At 60.4% G+C, this 15259-nt stretch carries 19 protein-coding genes; 10 read left to right on the forward strand and 9 right to left on the reverse strand.

Features of this window, described 5'->3' with window-relative positions; genetic code table 11:
- Nucleotides 1-194: 194 nt before the first annotated feature.
- Both ACIP8I_RS22360 and ACIP8I_RS22365 read right to left on the reverse strand, forming a co-directional pair.
- Nucleotides 195-410 carry a TIGR02450 family Trp-rich protein gene (locus ACIP8I_RS22360; RefSeq protein WP_367085700.1) on the reverse strand — a complete coding sequence of 72 codons (216 nt, stop codon included), beginning with the start codon at nucleotides 408-410 and terminating at the stop codon, nucleotides 195-197.
- The gene (locus ACIP8I_RS22365; RefSeq protein ID WP_007967686.1) at nucleotides 407-1393 is read right to left on the reverse strand and encodes an NAD(P)/FAD-dependent oxidoreductase; all 987 of its coding nucleotides are present in this window, start codon (nucleotides 1391-1393) and stop codon (nucleotides 407-409) included. The genes ACIP8I_RS22360 and ACIP8I_RS22365 overlap by 4 nt, the downstream gene beginning before the upstream one ends.
- Nucleotides 1394-1590: 197 nt before the next feature.
- Here ACIP8I_RS22365 and ACIP8I_RS22370 point away from each other — a divergent pair, with 197 nt between their 5' ends.
- Together ACIP8I_RS22370 and hemH are read left to right on the forward strand one after the other, a co-directional pair.
- Nucleotides 1591-2493, forward strand: coding sequence for a TIGR01777 family oxidoreductase (locus tag ACIP8I_RS22370; RefSeq protein WP_400764027.1), 903 nt, complete (start codon nucleotides 1591-1593; stop codon nucleotides 2491-2493).
- Between the two features lie 13 nt (nucleotides 2494-2506).
- Nucleotides 2507-3532 carry a ferrochelatase gene (hemH, locus tag ACIP8I_RS22375; RefSeq protein WP_400764029.1) on the forward strand — a complete coding sequence of 342 codons (1026 nt, stop codon included), beginning with the start codon at nucleotides 2507-2509 and terminating at the stop codon, nucleotides 3530-3532.
- A 150-nt stretch (nucleotides 3533-3682) separates the two neighbouring features.
- On the opposite strand, the gene ACIP8I_RS22380 is transcribed toward hemH, so the two are convergent.
- Nucleotides 3683-4957 (reverse strand): uracil-xanthine permease family protein, encoded by a 1275-nt coding sequence (locus ACIP8I_RS22380; protein WP_007951684.1) that lies wholly within the window; start codon nucleotides 4955-4957, stop codon nucleotides 3683-3685.
- A gap of 2 nt (nucleotides 4958-4959) precedes the next feature.
- A complete protein-coding gene (gene upp / locus ACIP8I_RS22385; protein WP_003228118.1) occupies nucleotides 4960-5598 on the reverse strand; it encodes a uracil phosphoribosyltransferase in 639 nt (212 codons plus the stop codon).
- A gap of 161 nt (nucleotides 5599-5759) precedes the next feature.
- Here upp and ACIP8I_RS22390 point away from each other — a divergent pair, with 161 nt between their 5' ends.
- The 3 genes from ACIP8I_RS22390 (at nucleotide 5760) to ACIP8I_RS22400 (ending at nucleotide 7310) form a co-directional block, all read left to right on the forward strand.
- The gene (locus ACIP8I_RS22390; RefSeq protein WP_016987197.1) at nucleotides 5760-6317 is read left to right on the forward strand and encodes a hypoxanthine-guanine phosphoribosyltransferase; all 558 of its coding nucleotides are present in this window, start codon (nucleotides 5760-5762) and stop codon (nucleotides 6315-6317) included.
- Between the two features lie 162 nt (nucleotides 6318-6479).
- Nucleotides 6480-6959 (forward strand): hypothetical protein, encoded by a 480-nt coding sequence (locus ACIP8I_RS22395; RefSeq protein WP_400764033.1) that lies wholly within the window; start codon nucleotides 6480-6482, stop codon nucleotides 6957-6959.
- A 63-nt stretch (nucleotides 6960-7022) separates the two neighbouring features.
- Complete coding sequence (locus ACIP8I_RS22400) at nucleotides 7023-7310, forward strand: PA4642 family protein (protein ID WP_400764036.1); 288 nt, start codon at nucleotides 7023-7025, stop codon at nucleotides 7308-7310.
- 182 nt (nucleotides 7311-7492) lie between these two features.
- On the opposite strand, the gene mqo is transcribed toward ACIP8I_RS22400, so the two are convergent.
- On the reverse strand, nucleotides 7493-9001 hold the full coding sequence (gene mqo / locus ACIP8I_RS22405) for a malate dehydrogenase (quinone) (protein WP_007967703.1): 1509 nt from the start codon (nucleotides 8999-9001) through the stop codon (nucleotides 7493-7495).
- 710 nt (nucleotides 9002-9711) lie between these two features.
- The gene (locus tag ACIP8I_RS22410; protein ID WP_003228102.1) at nucleotides 9712-9945 is read right to left on the reverse strand and encodes a hypothetical protein; all 234 of its coding nucleotides are present in this window, start codon (nucleotides 9943-9945) and stop codon (nucleotides 9712-9714) included.
- 205 nt (nucleotides 9946-10150) lie between these two features.
- Here ACIP8I_RS22410 and ACIP8I_RS22415 point away from each other — a divergent pair, with 205 nt between their 5' ends.
- The gene (locus tag ACIP8I_RS22415) at nucleotides 10151-10735 is read left to right on the forward strand and encodes a YajG family lipoprotein (protein ID WP_400764039.1); all 585 of its coding nucleotides are present in this window, start codon (nucleotides 10151-10153) and stop codon (nucleotides 10733-10735) included.
- Nucleotides 10736-10978: 243 nt separating this feature from the next.
- On the opposite strand, the gene ACIP8I_RS22420 is transcribed toward ACIP8I_RS22415, so the two are convergent.
- Nucleotides 10979-11185: a hypothetical protein gene (locus ACIP8I_RS22420; protein ID WP_027612213.1), complete on the reverse strand. Its 207-nt coding sequence runs from the start codon at nucleotides 11183-11185 to the stop codon at nucleotides 10979-10981.
- A 194-nt stretch (nucleotides 11186-11379) separates the two neighbouring features.
- Between ACIP8I_RS22420 and ACIP8I_RS22425 the strand changes: the two genes are divergently transcribed.
- Entirely contained in the window at nucleotides 11380-11658 is a 279-nt protein-coding gene (locus ACIP8I_RS22425; RefSeq protein WP_007967709.1) for a hypothetical protein, read from the forward strand.
- A 130-nt stretch (nucleotides 11659-11788) separates the two neighbouring features.
- On the opposite strand, the gene ACIP8I_RS22430 is transcribed toward ACIP8I_RS22425, so the two are convergent.
- Nucleotides 11789-12952, reverse strand: a complete 1164-nt coding sequence (locus ACIP8I_RS22430; protein WP_400764041.1) for a 1-acyl-sn-glycerol-3-phosphate acyltransferase — start codon at nucleotides 12950-12952, stop codon at nucleotides 11789-11791.
- A 142-nt stretch (nucleotides 12953-13094) separates the two neighbouring features.
- On the opposite strand from ACIP8I_RS22430, the gene ACIP8I_RS22435 reads away from it, so the two are divergent.
- Genes ACIP8I_RS22435 through ACIP8I_RS22445 form a run of 3 tightly spaced genes read left to right on the forward strand, consistent with a single transcriptional unit; the run spans nucleotide 13095 to nucleotide 14207 of the window.
- Entirely contained in the window at nucleotides 13095-13277 is a 183-nt protein-coding gene (locus tag ACIP8I_RS22435; RefSeq protein WP_400764044.1) for a CPXCG motif-containing cysteine-rich protein, read from the forward strand.
- A gap of 9 nt (nucleotides 13278-13286) precedes the next feature.
- Complete coding sequence (locus ACIP8I_RS22440) at nucleotides 13287-13547, forward strand: putative signal transducing protein (RefSeq protein ID WP_003228093.1); 261 nt, start codon at nucleotides 13287-13289, stop codon at nucleotides 13545-13547.
- A gap of 36 nt (nucleotides 13548-13583) precedes the next feature.
- Nucleotides 13584-14207, forward strand: a complete 624-nt coding sequence (locus tag ACIP8I_RS22445; RefSeq protein WP_007967716.1) for an SOS response-associated peptidase — start codon at nucleotides 13584-13586, stop codon at nucleotides 14205-14207.
- 197 nt (nucleotides 14208-14404) lie between these two features.
- Here the strand turns inward: ACIP8I_RS22445 and ACIP8I_RS22450 are convergent, their stop codons facing one another.
- Nucleotides 14405-15247: a methyl-accepting chemotaxis protein gene (locus tag ACIP8I_RS22450; protein ID WP_400764070.1), complete on the reverse strand. Its 843-nt coding sequence runs from the start codon at nucleotides 15245-15247 to the stop codon at nucleotides 14405-14407.
- Nucleotides 15248-15259: the final 12 nt, after the last annotated feature.

The raw sequence follows: 15259 nt of genomic DNA on the forward strand, positions 1-15259 counted from the left end.
GTACAGACAGTTATCTCTGTACAACTTTTCCTCAGCATAGATTCATGCGTGTACAAGTCAAATCATTTGTATAAGTTTTTGCGGGTTCCCCCAATCCCCTGTGGGAGTGAGCCTGCTCGCGATTGCGATATGTCGGCCGCGTTGATGTTGACTGATACTACGCCATCGCGAGCAGGCTCACTCCTACAGGGTGTTTATTTCCAGCCCAGTAGCCAGTGATCGTTGTTCTTCAGCGTCTGCCAATCGAGGCGTGCGGCGCGCTTGGTCAGCACCGCCTGCAACTCGATCTCCAGCACCGTGCCTTCCTCATCACGGAACAGCTCGGTCACCAGAAAATGTTTTTCGCGGTTTTGCGGGTGGGCTGCTGTCCACTTCGACAGCAGCAGTTTCTGCGGATTGATGCGATTCATTGCAGGTGTTCGTGCAAACGGCGTGCAGCTTCCTGGCCACTGAGCCAGGCCCCTTCGACACGCCCCGACAGGCACCAGTCGCCGCAGGCGTACAAGCCCAAATCGGCGTCGGCCAGCGTGCCCCATTCGTGGCCGGTCGCAGGGCGGGCGTAGAGCCAGCGGTGGGCGAGGCTGAAGGTCGGAGCGGGCATCGCGCTGTGCAGCAGTTCGGCGAATGCGCCGTGCAGTTGCTCGATGACGGCTTCCTTGGACAGGTCGATGTGTTGCCGGCTCCAGGCGCTGCTGGCATGCAGCACCCAGGTGTCGCACGTGGTGTCGCGTCCCGGCTTGCTGCGGTTGCGCGCCAGCCAGTCGATGGGACTGTCCTGCACGAAGCAGCCTTCGATCGGCGTATCCAGGGGCGTGTCGAAGGCGAGGGCGACGGCCCAGGTCGGGTCCATTTTCACCCCGGCGGCCGCTCCGGCCAGTTTCGGTGCGGCGGCCAGCAACGCCGTGGCTTGCGGCGCTGGCGTCGCAATCACCACATGGCTGAAGGGACCGTGGGTGAAGCCTTCGGCATCCTGCAGGTGCCAATGTTCTTCACCGCGAAAAACCTCGGTGATGCGGCAGGCGAAGTGCACTTCCAGACCGTCGAGCAAACCCCGGGTGATGGCGCTCATGCGTGGCGTGCCGACCCAGCGGGTCTGCTCGTCCGGCGACAGGTTCAGTTGCCCGCCCTGAAAGGTGTAGAGCTGCGGCGTCCACTCGGCGACCCAGCCCAGGCTTTGCCAGCGTTGCACTTCGGTGACGAAACGCCGGTCGCGGGCGGTGAAGTATTGCGCGCCCATGTCCAGAGAGCCGGCGTCGCTGCGTTTGCTCGACATGCGCCCGCCACTGCCGCGGCTTTTGTCGAACAGCTGGACGGTATGTCCGGCCTCTGTCAGCGCCTGCGCGGCGGAGAGTCCGGCGATGCCGGTGCCGATGATTGCGATAGGTACAGTCATAGGGGCCTCGTTTACCTTTCTGTACAGACTACGCCGTCAATGAAACCTGTACAATTTTGTTTTTTGGTATAACTTCTAGCGTTCTCGTTCTGACAGCTTGGCCTATGGTTAAACAATAGAGCCTGCCCGATAGAAAAGATCCCTGCTTATAAAAATAGACTAGTGATCCGGGTAAAACGCCACGCGAGGAAGATGTCATGCACATATTGCTGACCGGCGGTACTGGTTTGATAGGCCGTCAGCTCTGCCGACACTGGTCGGGGCAGGGCCATCAATTGACGGTGTGGAGTCGACGCCCGGAAAAGGTCGCGAAAATCTGTGGCGCGCAGGTGCGCGCGATTGCGCGTCTCGAAGACTTCGGCGACGAGCCGCTGGACGCGGTGGTCAACCTGGCCGGTGCGCCGATCGCGGATCGGCCATGGACCCATCGGCGCAAGGCGTTGCTGTGGAGCAGCCGCATCACCCTCACCGAAACCCTGCTGGCGTGGCTGGAAACACGGCAGCAGAAACCGGCGTTGTTGATCTCCGGTTCGGCTGTTGGCTGGTACGGCGACGGCGGCGAACGCGAGCTGACCGAAGAGTCGCCGCCAGTGATCGACGATTTTGCCAGTCAGTTGTGCATCGCCTGGGAGGAAACCGCGCAGCGTGCCGAGGCTCAGAGCATCCGTGTGGTGCTGGTGCGCACCGGGCTGGTGCTGTCGGCCGAGGGCGGCTTTTTGTCGCGGCTGTTGCTGCCGTTCAAACTCGGGCTAGGCGGGCCGTTGGGCAATGGCCGGCAGTGGATGCCGTGGATTCACATCGATGATCAAATCGCCCTGATTGATTTTCTTCTGCACCGCGATCAGGCGAGCGGTCCTTATAATGCCTGCGCACCGAAACCGGTGCGCAATCGCGAGTTTGCCAAGACGCTGGGCAGCGTATTGCACCGCCCGGCGTTCATGCCGATGCCGGCCCTGGCCCTGAAGGTCGGTCTTGGCGAAATGTCATTGCTGTTGCTGGGCGGTCAACGGGCCATGCCGGCACGCTTGCTGGAAGCGGGTTTCACTTTCCAGTTCACGGATTTGCGCGCGGCTTTGGATGATCTCTCCGGCCGCCTTTGAAATAGGACGATGCATGACCGATCACGCCTTGCTTCTGGTCAACCTGGGTTCCCCGGCCTCCACCTCGGTGGCCGATGTACGCAGCTACCTCAATCAATTTCTGATGGACCCGTACGTGATCGACCTGCCGTGGCCGGTGCGGCGGCTGTTAGTGTCGCTGATCCTGATCAAGCGCCCCGAGCAATCGGCCCATGCCTACGCTTCGATCTGGTGGGAGGAGGGCTCGCCGCTGGTGGTGCTCAGCCGTCGTCTGCAGCAACAGATGACCAGCCAGTGGGCCCATGGCCCGGTGGAACTGGCCATGCGTTACGGCGAGCCGTCGATTGAAACCAAATTGCTGCAACTGGTCGCAGCGGGGCACAAGCGCATCACGCTGGCGCCGCTTTATCCACAGTTCGCCGACAGCACCACGACCACGGTGATCGAAGAAGCCAAGCGGGTGATTCGCGAGAAGAAGCTCGATGTAAAACTCTCGGTGCTGCAACCGTTTTACGATCAGCCTGAGTACATCGACGCGCTGGTCGCCAGCGCTACCCCGCATTTGCAGCAGGACTACGATCACTTGCTGTTGAGCTTCCATGGCTTGCCGGAGCGGCACCTGACCAAGCTCGATCCGACCGGCAATCACTGTTTGAAAAACGCGGATTGCTGCAAGAACGCTTCGCCGGCAGTCCTGGCCACCTGTTACCGCGCCCAGTGCATACGCACCGCCGCCGAGTTCGCCAGGCGCGCGGGCATTGCCGATGGTAAATGGTCGGTGTCGTTTCAGTCGCGTCTGGGGCGGGCGAAGTGGATTGAACCCTACACCGAAGCGCGGCTGGACGAGCTGGCGCAAAGCGGGGTGAAGAAGATTCTGGTGATGTGCCCGGCGTTTGTCGCCGATTGCATCGAAACCTTGGAAGAAATCGGTGATCGCGGCAAGGAACAGTTCCGCGAAGCAGGGGGCGAGGAGTTGGTGCTGGTGCCGTGCTTGAATGACGACCCGCAATGGGCGAAGGCGTTGGCGACCCTGTGCGAGAGAGCGCCGTTGGCGCTGTAGCAGTTGTGGCGAGGGAGCTTGCTCCCGCTGGCTGCAATGCAGCCCCAAGCCCTGCGGACGCGGTTCACAGGAAACCGCATCCGCCGAGTTTATGACTGCTTCGCAGTCAAGCGGGAGCAAGCTCCCTCGCCACAGGTAATGAGCCAGATTTCAAATCAGCGGCTCATCGGCCTTCTTGTGCTTCCAGCTGTCATTGCCCGGCAGGATCAGGTTCAGCGCAATCGCCACCACCGCGCACAGCGCGATGCCTTTGAGGCCGAAGTCGTCCGGACCAGTACCGGTGCCGACCAGCACACCGCCGATACCGAACACCAGGGTCACTGAAACGATCACCAGATTGCGCGCCTCGCCGAGGTCGATCTTGTGCCGGATCAGGGTGTTCATCCCCACCGCCGCGATCGAACCGAACAACAGACACAGAATCCCGCCCATCACCGGCACCGGAATGCTTTGCAGCAGCGCGCCGAACTTGCCGATGAACGCCAGGGTGATGGCGAAGATCGCCGCCCAGGTCATGATTTTCGGGTTGTAGTTCTTGGTCAGCATCACCGCGCCGGTCACTTCGGCGTAGGTGGTGTTCGGCGGGCCGCCAAACAGACCGGCTGCCGTGGTAGCAATGCCGTCACCGAGCAGGGTGCGATGCAGGCCTGGTTTCTTCAGGTAATCGCGACCGGTCACGCTGCCCACCGCGATCACGCCGCCGATGTGCTCGATGGCCGGAGCCAGCGCTACCGGAACGATGAACAGGATCGCCTGCCAGTTGAACTCCGGCGCGGTGAAGTGCGGCAGCGCAAACCACGGTGCAGCGGCAATTTTCGCGGTATCGACCACGCCGAAATAGAACGACATGGCGAAACCGACCAGTACACCGGAAATGATCGGTACCAGACGGAAGATGCCTTTACCGAACACGGCCACGATCAACGTGGTCAGCAGGGCCGGCATCGAGATCATCATCGCGGTCTGGTAGTGGATCAGCTCGGAACCGTCACCCGCCTTGCCCATCGCCATGTTCGCGGCAATCGGCGCCATGGCCAGGCCGATGGAGATGATCACCGGACCAATCACCACCGGCGGCAGCAGACGGTCGATGAAACCGGTGCCTTTGATCTTCACGGCGAGGCCGAGGAAGGTGTAGACGAAACCGGCCGCCATCACGCCGCCCATGGTCGCGGCGAGGCCGAACTGGCCCTTGGCGAGAATGATCGGGGTGATGAAGGCAAAGCTCGACGCGAGAAACACCGGCACCTGACGCCCGGTGACGATCTGGAACAGAATCGTCCCTAAACCCGCGGTAAACAGTGCCACGTTCGGGTCCAGGCCCGTGATCAGCGGCATCAGCACCAGAGCGCCGAAAGCCACGAACAGCATCTGGGCGCCGGACAGCACCGTGCGCCAGAGCGGATCGTTGAACTCTTGCTGCATGCTCACGCGTCCTTCTGCTTGGTACCGAAGATCTTGTCACCGGCGTCGCCAAGCCCAGGAATGATGTAGCCGTGTTCGTTCAGGCGCTCATCGATGGACGCGGTGTAGATGGTCACGTCCGGGTGAGCCTGTTCCACAGCGGCAATGCCTTCCGGCGCGGCAACCAGCACCATCGCGCGGATGTCCTTGCAACCGGCTTTCTTCAGCAGATCGATGGTCGCGACCATGGAGCTGCCAGTGGCGAGCATCGGGTCGATGATCATCGCCAACCGTTCGTCGATTTCGGGAACCAGTTTCTCCAGATAGGTGTGGGCTTGCAGGGTTTCTTCGTTGCGGGCAACGCCTACCGCGGAAACCTTGGCACCCGGGATCAGGCTCAGCACGCCTTCGAGCATGCCGATACCGGCGCGCAGGATCGGCACGACGGTGATTTTCTTGCCGGCGATTTTCTCCACCGACACCGTGCCGCACCAACCGGCGATATCGTAGGATTCGAGCGGCAAATCTTTTGTAGCTTCATAGGTCAACAGGGCGCCGACTTCCTGAGCAAGCTCACGGAAATTCTTGGTGCTGATATCGGCGCGGCGCATCAGGCCGAGTTTATGGCGGATCAGCGGATGGCGGATCTCGAGGATGGGCATGGAAAAACTCCGGCGGCGGGCAAAAAAACCGGCCTAGATTAATCTATCCGAGGGTGATGTCCTATAGGACATTGAGTACGTTAGTCCATTAAGGCTTGATTCGGCCTCACGGGATGCGTACCTTTGCCCGCTTTTCCGAAAACATCCCCCTGGAGAGCGCCATGTCCGCTGATCTCGAGCATATCCGTCAAATCATGCGAGAGGCTGACTGCCTGTACACCGAATCTGAAGTCGAGGCCGCCATCGCCCGCGTCGGTGCACAAATCAACGAACAACTGGCCGACAGCAACCCGGTGGTGTTCTGCGTGATGAACGGCGGGCTGATCTTCTCCGGAAAACTGCTGACTCACCTGCAATTCCCGCTGGAAGCGTCCTATTTGCACGCGACCCGTTATCGCAACGAAACCAGCGGCGGCGACCTGTTCTGGAAAGCCAAGCCGGAAGTCTCGTTCATCGACCGCGACGTGCTGATCATTGACGACATCCTCGACGAAGGTCACACGCTGGGCGCGATCATCGACTTCTGCAAACACGCCGGCGCGCGCAAAGTGCACACCGCCGTGCTGATCGACAAGGATCACGACCGCAAGGCGCGGCCTGACCTGAAAGCAGACTTCGTCGGCCTGCCGTGCATTGACCGCTACATCTTCGGTTACGGCATGGACTACAAAGGCTACTGGCGCAACGCCAACGGGATCTTTGCGGTTAAAGGCATGTAAGAACCCTGCACTATCCCCTGTAGGAGTGAGCCTGCTCGCGATAGCGTCGTATCAGCCAACATCAACGTTGCTGACAGACCGCTATCGCGAGCAGGCTCACTCCTACATTTGTTTGCGTGATACCCATGCTAGAGTGCTCGGCCCCGCCCCCCGGAGCCTGTCATGAGCCTTCTGTTCCGCAGCCTTGCCGCCCTGTTGCTGACCCTCAGCCTGCCCCTGGCCGCCGCCCCGATGCACAGCCAATTCCTGCCGCCGGACGACCTGACCCTGCGCGATGCCGAACCCGAACAGCAACAACTGCTGCAAGTCACCGATTATTCGGTGGTGGTCGGTGCGCAACGCCAGTCCAACCAGCAGCCGATTCCGGTCACGTCGCCGCTGATGATTCGCCTCAAGGGCAAGTCGCTGAACAAGGGCGCAACCATCGCCCAGGTGCTGGTCAATTTCGATGGCGAAAGCAAAAGCCTGAAAAAACCGGTTTATGACGACAAGAGCAAAACCCTGACCCTGTTCTACCCGCTGGCCCAGTACCGGGTGGTGATCGATCTGCTGCGCAACGACACCGTGTATGTACAGTTCCTCAGTTATGCCAATGGCCACATCTGGGCCGATCTGCACACCGGGGCCGTTCGTTCGCGTTGAGCCGGGTGGCAGGGCAGGGGTAAACTGCCCGCCCCGTGTAATGTCTGCGAGCTGGAGTCGGCAATGCGTAAAGATAAGAAACAGGTGATTGGTGACGAGATCGGCGATGAGCAGATCAAGCTGTTCCTCGATTTTGAACCGGTCGACGCCACTTCGCCGTCGCTGCACAAACTGGTCAAGGCCTACCGTGGCCTGCGCATCGACGATTTCGAGCGCTTCCTGACGTTCTTCGTGGCCGCCGGTTATGACGTGGATGGCAAGGATGAGCACGGTCAGACCTTCGTTGAGCTGATCGCCGATCAGCGCAACGCCCCGGACTACATCGAACTGATCGAAAAAGCCCGCGCCTGACACCATCCCTGTGGCGAGGGAGCTTGCTCCCGCCGGGATGCGCAGCGGCCCCAAACTCTTGTGAGCGCTGCGCACTCAAGCGGGAGCAAGCTCCCTCGCCACAGAGGTCAGTGTTTCAAATTTCGGCCATAAAAAAACGCCCCGCACTCACTGAGTACGGGGCGTTTTTTTATGCTGCAAGGTCAAGCGAAGCTTGGGGTCTCGCTGCTTTCTTCAACCAGTTCCAGAGCGATGTTGTTCTGCGTGTTGATCTTGCGATACAGCGCAGCATCGGTTTCCAGGACTTTCTCGCGGGCCGGGAAGATCTCCGCCAGTTTGGCCGCCCACTCACCCTTGGCCTTGGCCGGGAAGCATTTCTCGATCAGCTCCAGCATGATCGAAACGGTCACTGAAGCGCCTGGCGAAGCGCCGAGCAGGGCGGCGAGGGAACCGTCCTTCGCAGCGACCAGTTCGGTACCGAATTGCAGGATGCCGCCCTTTTTCGGGTCTTTCTTGATGATCTGTACCCGTTGGCCGGCCACTTCCAGGCGCCAGTCTTCGGCTTTCGCCTCCGGGTAGAAGCGGCGCAGGGAATCCAGGCGCTGCTCCATCGATTGCATCACTTCGCTGACCAGGTACTTGGTCAGGTCCATGTTGTTTTTCGCCACCGCCAGCATCGGTCCGATGTTGCCGGCGCGAACCGACAGCGGCAGGTCCATGAAGGAGCCGTGCTTGAGGAACTTGGTGGTGAAGCCGGCGTATGGCCCGAACAGCAGGGATTTCTTGCCATCGACCACACGGGTGTCCAGGTGCGGCACCGACATTGGCGGCGAGCCCACCGCGGCCTGGCTGTAGACCTTGGCCTGATGGTGCTTGACCACTTCCGGGTTGTCGCAACGCAGCCACTGGCCGCTGATCGGGAAGCCGCCGAAGCCTTTGCTTTCTTCGATGCCCGAAGCCTGCAGCAGCGGCAGGGCCGCGCCACCGGCGCCGAGGAAAACGAACTTGGCGTCGACTTCACGGCTGGCGCCGCTGTTGACGTCCTTGATGCTGACGGTCCAGCCGGCGCCGTTACGCTTGAGGCCGGTGACGCGCTTGCAGTACTTGACCTGGGTGTCCGGTGCGCTGGTCAGGTGCTTGAGCAACTGATTGGTCAGGGCGCCGAAGTTGACGTCGGTGCCGTTCATCACGCGGGTCGCGGCCAGGACTTCGTCTGGCGAGCGGCCCGGCATCATCAGCGGCATCCACTCGGCCATCTTGGCCTTGTCTTCGGTGTATTCCATGTCGGCGAAGGCGTGGTGCTTGTGCAGCACGTTGAAGCGTTCCTTGAGGAACGACACGCCTTTGTCACCCTGAACGAAGCTCAGGTGCGGCACCGGGCTGATGAAGGATTTGCACGAGCCGAAGGTGCCTTTCTTGGTCAGGTACGACCAGAACTGCTTGGACACTTCGAACTGGGTGTTGATGTGCACGGCTTTCTTGATGTCGACGCTGCCGTCGGCTGCCTGCGGGGTGTAGTTCAGCTCGCACAGGCCGGCGTGGCCGGTACCGGCGTTGTTCCACGGGTTGGAACTCTCCGCAGCACCGGAATCCATCAACTCGACGACTTCCAGCTTGATCGCCGGGTCGAGCTCTTTGAGCAGTACTGCCAGGGTGGCACTCATGATGCCGGCCCCAACCAGAACTACGTCGACTGCTTCGTTATGCGCCATTTAACGCGTCTCCAAAATCTGCAGCACCAAATTGTCGGCATGGCTGCCAGGGAGTGACGGGGCAGGTCAGTTGCGCCCCGGATACCCATGGTCAGGTTCGTCATGTCCGAATCTTCGCAATTTTTCGCAACTTCGACGGATGCATGCGGCCTGGCTTCAAGAGCTCCATGAACTCATTTCAGCACGCGGCTGGCAATTCGACTTATGGTCGAGACATCCGTTTTTGTGCAACCAAATCCGTAGCGGACAGGCTTCAGGCTCCGATGTTCGAGGTATACCCGGTCCTGTGTCGTTGGGCTGTTTCAGACGCTAATGGTGCATGTTCAGACGCAAAACTTTTCATTTGCTCGCCACACTCTTGTGAAGTTGTGAAAACCCGTTTTTTTCACGCTCTTTTGAAGACGTGAACCTCAAAAAAGGGCTGTCCAGGCCTGGCACCCTGCCCGCAAAGGGCAAAACAACGCGGTGGCCGAGCGTCATGACAGCTCTGCAGATTCGCGAAAAGCGGGGTTTTTGCCGGAAGAACAGGCAAGCGCGCCAACTTCACTCGATCTGTGTGGGCGGCTCTCTGTGGGCGATTTGGGTGTCGATGCATGCGCATTGACGCTGTTGCGGGGCCCGATCAGGAGACGTCCTTATAATCGGGGGGAGATTGTATCGAAGAAATGCGGGCAGTTGCTCGTGTTTAATGACTTTTATTAGGCATCCGGTCAGATGCTTAACATCGCTTGCACGCGTGCGCGGGGTTGCGACGGTATGACGCGGGCGCTGGCGGGCAGTGGCTGGTGCAACCAGTTGAGACGGATTTCTTCGATTTCCACCCAGCCATCGCCCATCGGTTGCAGGCTGCATTGCTTGAATGCCTGGCAATGACCGTTGCGGTCGAGCAGGGCAAAGCTGCGGTGCAACGGGCGTGGAGCGAACAACGAGATCAGATAGCGCATGGCCGAGTACCTTGTTGGAGGGCTGGTTTGAAGCTTGCCAGGTGGCCGTGACGCCAAGGTGTATGGGCGGTGAATAATCTGTGACAGGAACCGCTTTCCCGAGGGTTTGTCAGACATTTCAGTATTCACTGTCGAGTGCTGGTGACCCGCAGTGGCCCACCGCTATACTGCCGGCCTGTCTGTGCCTGATTCTGGAGAAAAGAGCATGTTGCAACGCCTGTTGTTCGGTTTGATCACTGTGACCAGTTTGACCCTGGTTGGCTGCGCCCACAGCCCGCAACAACTGAGCCCGGAACCGAAGCTGACAACCCAGTTGGCCCCGGTCGGCCATGGCCAGCAAGCGGTGGTGCGCGTGGTTGACGGTCGTCCGTCGCCAACCCTCGGCACTCGCGGCGGCCTGTACCCGGAAACCAGCGCGATCACCGTGCAGCGTGAGCAGATACTGCCCAAGTTGCAGGCTCAGGCTGAAGCCGCCGTGCGTCTGCTCGGCTTCACCCCGACCAGCAACGGGATGAACGCACCGCAACTGACCGTGACCCTGACCGAGCTGAAGTACCAGTCGCCGAAAGAAGGCATGTACGTGACCGAAGCCACCATCGGCGCGACCTTCCGCTCCGACGTGCAGAGCGGCAATCGTCGCTACAGTGGCCGCTACGGTGCTTCGCTGGACCAGCGTTTCGGCATGGCGCCGAACCAGGAAACCAACACCAAGCTGGTCAGCGACGTGTTGAGCGATGCCCTGACCCGTCTGTTCAAGGACCCGACCGTGGGTCAGATCCTCGCCGAGTAAGCTGTGCGGCTGACGTGAAAAAGCCCGGTGCCAGTGATGGCCCCGGGCTTTTTTGTGGGGCATGGAATCGTACCCCCTCACCCCAGCCCTCTCCCCCAGGGGGGCGAGGGGGAAGGGAGCCGATCGGGGGCTTTTCAGAACCGGCGTTCACCTCGAGTTTTCAGGTCGATGCACCTCGAATAAACAACTCGGTCAGTCCCCTCTCCCTCCGGGAGAGGGTTAGGGTGAGGGAGCTTTTACTTTTCAGGCTGCTTGGGAATAAAAATCAAGCACGCTGACACCCGTCAGCAAATCCGTCTCCGGCAAATCCGCATGCTGATGCCCACCGAGGGCGCAATACACCAGCCAGTGGCGATCCTGAACATTGAAGGCAAGGCTGCCGACGAGGCTTTGTTGTTCGTCGGTCGGGGTGATGAGGTACAGGCGATCCTGGTTTTCGGCGTGCAGCATGTCGCGTTCCATGTGTGTTTCGAGGCGCGCATGGTGGCCGATGTAAATGACGATGCCGTGACACAGGACAGCCATCGGTCGATTGTCAGGTTATTTGTCGCAAAGGGTAGGGTGGTGGCGGAGGGTTTCGGTAGAATCCGCGCCGCAGTCGTCGATCGGGCGTCTGCCACACCGATTCAGTTCCGAGGTCTGTGATGTCGCTGCACTTGATGACGCTGTTTACTGCCCATCCCGCCAAATTGATCAACCTGCTGGCGCTGGCCCTGGCCTTCCCGGGCAGTTGGCTGCTGCACGCGACCCGCCGTCGTGAACAACGCGCCATGGCCAGCATCGCCGCGCAACGCCAGGCCCAGCCCAACGCCGAACCGATTCTGGATTGGGCGACGTTGCGCATGAACCGCTTTTTCTACCGCTTCGGTTTTGCCTGCCTCGGGCTGGCGCTGATCGTTTCCTGGATCAGTACGCGCTTCTGAATCTGATGCGCAATTTTGTGGCGAGGGAGCTTGCTCCCGCTGAGTGCGTAGCGCTCACAAAAAACTTGGGGCCGCTGCGCAGCCCAGCGGGAGCAAGCTCCCTCGCCACAGTGTGATTTGCCAACAGGTTTTACAACGGCAACCCGGCTTTTACGCGGTACTGATTACGCACCGGCGTCGCATATTGCAGCACCAGATACGGACGGTGCTCCTGCGGGCAGGCGTCCAGGCGGCGCTGCCATTCTTCCTGCGCCTTGGCCAGTTCGTCCGCCGGGAACATCTCGGCGGCCTTCGGCACGTTCAATTGCGGATCGGCATCGGCCCACATCGCATACGCCAGGTAATGCACCGGGAACAGGCGATATCCGCCGAGAATCTGCTTGTCCATCTCGACCGCCAATTGCTTGGTGTCTTCGAACAGCTCGGTGATCGGTGCGGCGAAGTTCACGTGCACCCGACCCTTGTAGCCGGTGATGCCCTTGGCAATGCTCACGTCATCCTCGCCCGGCGCCTTGGCGTAGGTGCCGGTGGTGGCGCGGATGTACAGCTCGCGGGCCTTGGCCTGGTCGCACGGGTCGTATTCGTAACTGATCGACACCGGGGTCAGGTTCAGCGACTGAATCACTTCGCCGAACGGCTCGTCCTTGCGGCTCATGTGGAACATCTTGAGGATCGCCGACTCGGTACGGTCGTCGCCATCCTTCGCCCGGCCCTCGGCCTGGGCGATCCAGATCGAGGCGCAATCATTGCGGATCGAGTGGTTGATGTAAGCCGACAACAACTGATACGCCGCCATCTTCTCGCGACGCCCGGTGATCGAGCGGTGCACGATAAAGCTCTTGTTCAGGCGCATCAGATCGCTGACGAAGGGCTTTTGCAGCAGGTTGTCGCCGATCGCGATGCGCGGCGTCGGCAGGCCGGCGTGGTACACCGCGTAGTTGACGAAGGCCGGGTCCATCACGATGTCGCGGTGGTTGGCGATGAACAGGTAGGCGCTGCCGGACTTGAATTGCTCGACACCGGTGTAGGTCACGCCATCAGTGGCGCGCTCGATGGTGTGGTCGACGTAGAACTCGACTTTGTCCTGCAAAGTGGCCACGGAGGTCACGTCGGCAAACTCACGACGCAGCCGATGGGCTATAAGTGGTTTGAGCATCCAGCCGAAGGCACCGGCAAAACGCGGGAAGCGGAAGTGGGTGAGGATATCTAGAAACGCCTTGTCGCCGAGCAGTCTTGCCAGTACCGCAGGTACTTCGCTGTCGTCGTAAGGTCGGATGGCATCGAATTCGCCCATCATGCTCTCTTGTTGGAAACGGCTAGGGTAAGTAAAGGTTTTGATCGAAAACCCGCGGGGCACGGTCTGAAAAAGTAGCCAGACAAAAATAGCCCTGCAAATAGACCGGCGATTATACGCACAAGTCACCTGGGAGACCGCGATGCTGGAAGCCGCTGAATACGAATGTCCTTATTGTGGGGAGACGGTCGAGACGACAGTGGACTTGTCCGCAGGCGATCAGACCTACATCGAGGACTGTCAGGTGTGTTGTCGACCGATCACGTTTGTCTTGCAGGTGCATGGCGAGGATTGGTTTCTGGAAGTCTTCAGCGAAAACGAGTGAGGGGCGCGCATGCAGCGAATCTACGAGCCGGAAAACCTGATGGAAGGCGAGATGCTCAAGGGCATGCTCGCCAGTGAAGGCATCGAGGCGCACCTGGTGGGCCGCGATCTGCTCGGCGGCACGGGCGAATTGCCGATTTTCGGCCTGCTCGGTCTGTCGGTCGAAAACGATCAGGCCGAGTACGCCCGCGAACTGATCACCGCGTACAATGCCGCGCTGCCGCTGCCCGGCGATGAACCGGAGAGCTTCCCCGGGACACTGGTCTGTTAGGCTGACGTTCGTTTTACTTTTGAGTCGTGTTGCCCCATGTGTGGACGTTATGCCCTGTTTCGCTGGAACCGCGATTTTGCGGCCCTGCCCGGATTTCCCGCCGATCAGCAGGCGCAGTGGAACATTTCCCCCAATGATTCGGTGTTGATGCTGCGTGCCGAGGCCGACGGCCAACGCACGCTGGCCCGCGCCCGCTGGGGCCTGACGCCGCCTTGGCTGACCGATCTGTCGCGAACCCCGGCGCATGCCCGGGCCGAAACCGTGGCCGAACAGCCGATGTTTCGCGAGGCGCTGCGCCTGCGCCGCTGCCTGCTGCCGGCCAACGGTTTCTACGAATGGCGCGGCAACCTGCGCAAGCGTCCGTACTGGTTGACGCCGGGGGAGGGTTCGTCGCTGTTTTTTGCGGCGATCTGGGAGGCGTATCCGGTGCAGGAGCAAGTGTGGCTGAGCACCGCGGTCATCACGCAGCCGGCGGCCAGTCAGCGCCGACCGTTGATTCTCGATGAGGCGGGGCAGGCGGCCTGGCTCGATCCTGCGACGCCGTTGCATGTGCTGCAGGGTTTGCTCGCCAGTGAGCCGGCCGCGTTGCGCGAGCGGGTGCTGGCGAATCTGGTGAATGATCCGAAGCTCAATGGGCCGGAGTGTCTGACCCCGGGTTAAGTCAAAAGCCCCTCACCCTAACCCTCTCCCAGAGGGAGAGGGGACTGACCGAGCTGTCTCCCGTCATACATCGACCTGAAATAACCAGTCGATTATGGATTCAAAGCTGAGCGTTCAAGTCGGTGTATTTCGTCAATATCCCCCAGTCAGTCCCCTCTCCCTCTGGGAGAGGGTTAGGGTGAGGGGCTTTTCGCTTTTCAGACCTTGAACTGATTGATCAACCGCCGCTGCTGCTCCGCCAATTTAGTCAGACCCGCACTGGCCGAACTCGACTCATCCGCACCGCCCGCCACTTCATTCGCCACCTGACCGATAATGATCACGTTGCGGTTGATGTCATCCGCCACTGCGCTCTGTTCTTCCGCCGCACTGGCAATCTGCGTGTTCATGTCATTGATCACCGACACCGCCTGAGTAATCGTCTCCAGCGCTTCAGCGGCTTTCGCCGCGTGCTGCACGCTTTCGTCGGTGCGGTTCTGGCTGTCTTCCATGACCCGCACCACATCGCGGGTGCCCTGTTGCAATTGCTGGATCATGCTCTGGATTTCTTCGGTGGCCTTCTGGGTTTTCTGCGCCAGATTGCGCACCTCGTCCGCCACCACGGCAAAGCCGCGCCCCTGTTCGCCGGCCCGCGCCGCTTCGATTGCCGCGTTCAATGCCAGCAGGTTAGTCTGCTCGGCGATCCCGCGAATCGCGGTGAGGATCGCATTGATGTTTTCACTGTCCTTGGCCAGCGTCTGCACCACCTCCACTGCTTTGCCGATTTCCACCGCCAGTACGCCAATCGAGTTCGACGTATCACGTACGATCTGCATGCCTTGGCCGGCAGCCTGATCCGCGTGGCTGGCGGCTTGCGCAGCCTGAGTGGCGTTGCGCGCCACGTCTTGCGCGGTGGCGGTCATCTCCTGCACCGCGGTGGCGACCTGATCGATCTCGGCCATCTGTTTCTGAATGCCGATGTTGGTGCGAATCGCAATGTCGGCGGTGTGTTCGGAGGAATCGCTGACGCTCTGCACTGACGTCACCACCTGCGTGATCATCGCCTGCAATTT

The sequence above is a fragment of the Pseudomonas sp. NPDC088414 genome (genome assembly GCF_044753325.1).
Taxonomy (GTDB): domain Bacteria; phylum Pseudomonadota; class Gammaproteobacteria; order Pseudomonadales; family Pseudomonadaceae; genus Aquipseudomonas.

Coding starts and splice junctions, on each gene's coding strand:
- ACIP8I_RS22390 (WP_016987197.1), top strand. CDS start 5,760: ATGTCCGCTGATCTCGAGCATATCCGTCAAATCATGCGAGAGGCTGAC.
- ACIP8I_RS22365 (WP_007967686.1), bottom strand. CDS start 1,393: ATGACTGTACCTATCGCAATCATCGGCACCGGCATCGCCGGACTCTCC.
- ACIP8I_RS22380 (WP_007951684.1), bottom strand. CDS start 4,957: ATGCAGCAAGAGTTCAACGATCCGCTCTGGCGCACGGTGCTGTCCGGC.
- ACIP8I_RS22410 (WP_003228102.1), bottom strand. CDS start 9,945: ATGCGCTATCTGATCTCGTTGTTCGCTCCACGCCCGTTGCACCGCAGC.
- ACIP8I_RS22450 (WP_400764070.1), bottom strand. CDS start 15,247: ATGATCACGCAGGTGGTGACGTCAGTGCAGAGCGTCAGCGATTCCTCC.
- ACIP8I_RS22420 (WP_027612213.1), bottom strand. CDS start 11,185: ATGCTGCACGCCGAAAACCAGGATCGCCTGTACCTCATCACCCCGACC.
- ACIP8I_RS22435 (WP_400764044.1), top strand. CDS start 13,095: ATGCTGGAAGCCGCTGAATACGAATGTCCTTATTGTGGGGAGACGGTC.
- hemH (WP_400764029.1), top strand. CDS start 2,507: ATGACCGATCACGCCTTGCTTCTGGTCAACCTGGGTTCCCCGGCCTCC.
- ACIP8I_RS22395 (WP_400764033.1), top strand. CDS start 6,480: ATGAGCCTTCTGTTCCGCAGCCTTGCCGCCCTGTTGCTGACCCTCAGC.
- mqo (WP_007967703.1), bottom strand. CDS start 9,001: ATGGCGCATAACGAAGCAGTCGACGTAGTTCTGGTTGGGGCCGGCATC.
- ACIP8I_RS22360 (WP_367085700.1), bottom strand. CDS start 410: ATGAATCGCATCAATCCGCAGAAACTGCTGCTGTCGAAGTGGACAGCA.
- ACIP8I_RS22425 (WP_007967709.1), top strand. CDS start 11,380: ATGTCGCTGCACTTGATGACGCTGTTTACTGCCCATCCCGCCAAATTG.
- ACIP8I_RS22445 (WP_007967716.1), top strand. CDS start 13,584: ATGTGTGGACGTTATGCCCTGTTTCGCTGGAACCGCGATTTTGCGGCC.
- ACIP8I_RS22400 (WP_400764036.1), top strand. CDS start 7,023: ATGCGTAAAGATAAGAAACAGGTGATTGGTGACGAGATCGGCGATGAG.
- upp (WP_003228118.1), bottom strand. CDS start 5,598: ATGCCCATCCTCGAGATCCGCCATCCGCTGATCCGCCATAAACTCGGC.
- ACIP8I_RS22415 (WP_400764039.1), top strand. CDS start 10,151: ATGTTGCAACGCCTGTTGTTCGGTTTGATCACTGTGACCAGTTTGACC.
- ACIP8I_RS22440 (WP_003228093.1), top strand. CDS start 13,287: ATGCAGCGAATCTACGAGCCGGAAAACCTGATGGAAGGCGAGATGCTC.
- ACIP8I_RS22370 (WP_400764027.1), top strand. CDS start 1,591: ATGCACATATTGCTGACCGGCGGTACTGGTTTGATAGGCCGTCAGCTC.
- ACIP8I_RS22430 (WP_400764041.1), bottom strand. CDS start 12,952: ATGGGCGAATTCGATGCCATCCGACCTTACGACGACAGCGAAGTACCT.